Source organism: Candidatus Propionivibrio aalborgensis, from assembly GCF_900089945.1.
GTDB lineage: Bacteria > Pseudomonadota > Gammaproteobacteria > Burkholderiales > Rhodocyclaceae > Propionivibrio > Propionivibrio aalborgensis.
The window spans coordinates 1-2,906 of the sequence record NZ_FLQY01000256.1; the positions used below are offsets into that span (position 1 = coordinate 1).

General features: G+C 59.6%; 1 protein-coding gene and 1 pseudogene. One reads left to right on the forward strand and one right to left on the reverse strand.

Annotation, left to right across the window (positions count from 1 at the left end; all coding sequences use genetic code 11):
* Window positions 1-357, reverse strand: a pseudogene (locus PROAA_RS12330) (hypothetical protein); the annotation flags it as partial.
* Between the two features lie 143 nt (window positions 358-500).
* On the opposite strand from PROAA_RS12330, the gene PROAA_RS12335 reads away from it, so the two are divergent.
* On the forward strand, window positions 501-2,906 hold a 2,406-nt coding region (locus PROAA_RS12335; protein ID WP_186411629.1), incomplete at its 3' end, for a DUF3683 domain-containing protein.

Sequence of the window (2,906 nt, forward strand, 5' to 3'; positions counted from 1 at the left end):
CGCACAGATGGCATCGGTGTTTACCAGCACCATTTCGTCGACATACAGCTTGCAGAGTCGAAAGGTCTCCTCACCGACGTATTTCACCGCCGCCCCGTCGGCAAACAAACCAACGCGATCAAGACGCACGCGCTTGCCCGCTTTCAGCGATCGTTCCATGGCATCGGCATCGATGGCCTCGACAATCTCCATGCCGATGGTGCCCTGTCCGGCGATCACTTCGGGGATGTCTTCGCGCTTCAGCAGCAAGCAATTGCCGATTCGTGCGGAGAGGTTGGGTGCATGATCCAGCGGCGACTCGACGGCGACATCGTAGACCTGCGCATTGAGGATTTTTTCGAGATAGTCAGGGTGCATGGCAGTGAAAGCTATTGTCCGGGGCCGCTGATTCTAACAGCAGACTCCTGACGGCGTGCGGCGCAGCCCGCCGTGCGCTGCCAAGCGACATCCCGCCGATCTGGGCTACTATTTCCCTTTTGCAAGAGTCCCACGGACCTGCCATGATCGCCCGCCTGCGCGAAATCCCCTACAACTACACATCTTTCTCCGACCGGGAAATCGTCATCCGCCTGCTGGGTGAGGAAAACTGGGCGATCCTCGACGAACTGCGCAGCCAGCGGGTCACCGGACGCTCGGCGCGAATGCTGTACGAGGTTCTCGGCGATATCTGGGTCGTTCAGCGCAACCCCTATCTCGAAGATGACCTGCTCGCCAACCGCCAGCGCCGAGCTGCGCTGATCCATGCCCTGCGTCACCGTTTGAACGAGATCGACAAGCGTCGGCAAGGTAACGCGCTGGTACTCAAACTGCATGACTCGGCGCGAGCCGCGGTCGATGCCTTTGAACGCCATTTTGACGACACCGCCACCTTGCGCCGCCGGGTGTTGAAAACCTTGCTCCGGCATACCCGGCGCGACAACATCGCCTTCGATGGACTGGCGCGCGTCTCGCATGTCACCGACGCCACCGACTGGCGCGTCGAATACCCGTTTGTTGTTCTCTACCCCGACAGCGAAGAGGAACTGGCGCCATTGGTGTGCGGCTGCATCGAACTCGGACTGACCATCATCCCGCGTGGCGGCGGCACTGGCTACACCGGCAGCGCCGTTCCGTTGACGCCGCTGTCGGCGGTCATCAACACCGAAAAGCTCATCGATATCGGTCCGGTTGAAGAAACAATTCTGCCCGGCTGCGAACAGCCCTGCGCCACCATCCGAACCGGTGCGGGTGTCGTGACCGCGCGCGTTTCTGATGCTGCTGCCGCCGCCGGCAGGATATTTGCCGTCGACCCGACCTCGGCCGAAGCCTCATGCATCGGCGGCAACGTCGCGATGAATGCCGGTGGCAAGAAGGCTGTGTTATGGGGTACGGCCCTGGACAATCTGGCATGGTGGAAGATGGTCGATCCCGACGGCAACGTGATGGAAGTCAGCCGCATCGATCATAACCTCGGCAAGATTCACGAGCAGGCCGTCGTCCGTTTCGAAATCCGCCGCTTTCGAATGGATGGAACAACCCCGTACGGGGAACCCGAACTGCTTGAAATAACCGGCCAAACCTTTCGCAAGGCGGGCCTTGGCAAGGACGTCACCGACAAGTTTCTTGCAGGTTTGCCGGGCATACAAAAGGAAGGCGCCGACGGGCTGATCGTCGCGGCACGCTGGGTGCTGCACAAAATGCCGCCGCATGCACGCACCGTCTGTCTTGAGTTCTTCGGACAGGTCCGCGAGGCGGTTCCGGCCATCGTCGAGATCGCCGATTACTTCAAGCCGGGAGGTTCCGGCCATCGGAATGGTGTGCTGTTAGCTGGACTGGAACACCTCGACGAACGCTATGTGAGAGCGGTCGGCTATGCGACCAAGGCAAAACGCAAAGGCGAAGGTTCCGGTCGTCTGAAAATGGTATTGATCGGCGACCTGGTCGGCCACGACGAAAAGGCGGTCATGGCCGCTGCCTCGGACATTGTGCGACTCTGCAATCTGCGCGGGGCCGAGGGCTTCATCGCCGTCGACGCCGATACGCGCAGGAGATTCTGGCTGGACCGTTCGCGCACAGCCGCCATTTCACGCCATACCAACGCCTTCAAGCTCAACGAGGACGTGGTCATTCCATTGCCGCGCATGGGCGACTACTGCGACGGGATCGAGCATATCAACATCGAACTGTCGATACGGAACAAACTGGAATTGTGCGACAGGCTGGCCGATTTCCTCTCCGGCACACTGCCACTCAACCGTGGCGACGCCAACATCGCGAGTGACGTACTGATTGGCGATCGCAGGCAAAGGGCAATGGATGCTGTAAGGATAGTCCGGGCGCGCTGGCAATGGCTTCTCGATCATCTCGATCAACCGTTGGAGCAGATGGAGGCGCAGTTTTCTTCATTCGGCATCTTCGCCGGAACACTCTGGTGCAAAGAAGAGAACCCTGTACTTTTCCACCGCCTTCAGGACTACTCGATACGTGTGTCGTGGAAAGCGGAACTGAAACCGCAGCTCGAAGCCATCTTCGTCGGCAATGTCTTTCGCCCGATAATCGAACGGATCGGGGCGATCCACGCGGAAACCCTGCGCGGCCGCCTGTTCGTCGCGCTGCACATGCATGCCGGCGACGGCAATGTGCACACCAACATCCCGGTCAATTCGGACAATTATGCGATGTTGCAAACGGCCTATGCGACGGTAGAGCGCATCATGGCACTGGCTCGTTCGCTTGACGGCGTTATTTCCGGAGAACACGGCATCGGCATCACCAAGCTGGAGTTCCTGAGCGAAGAAGAGATACAGCCATTCCGCGATTACAAATCCAGGGTTGACCCCAAGGGGCACTTCAACAAGGGCAAGCTGCTGCCCGGTGGCGATCTGGCGAAGGCCTATACGCCGTCCTTCTCTCTGCTTGGTGCGGAA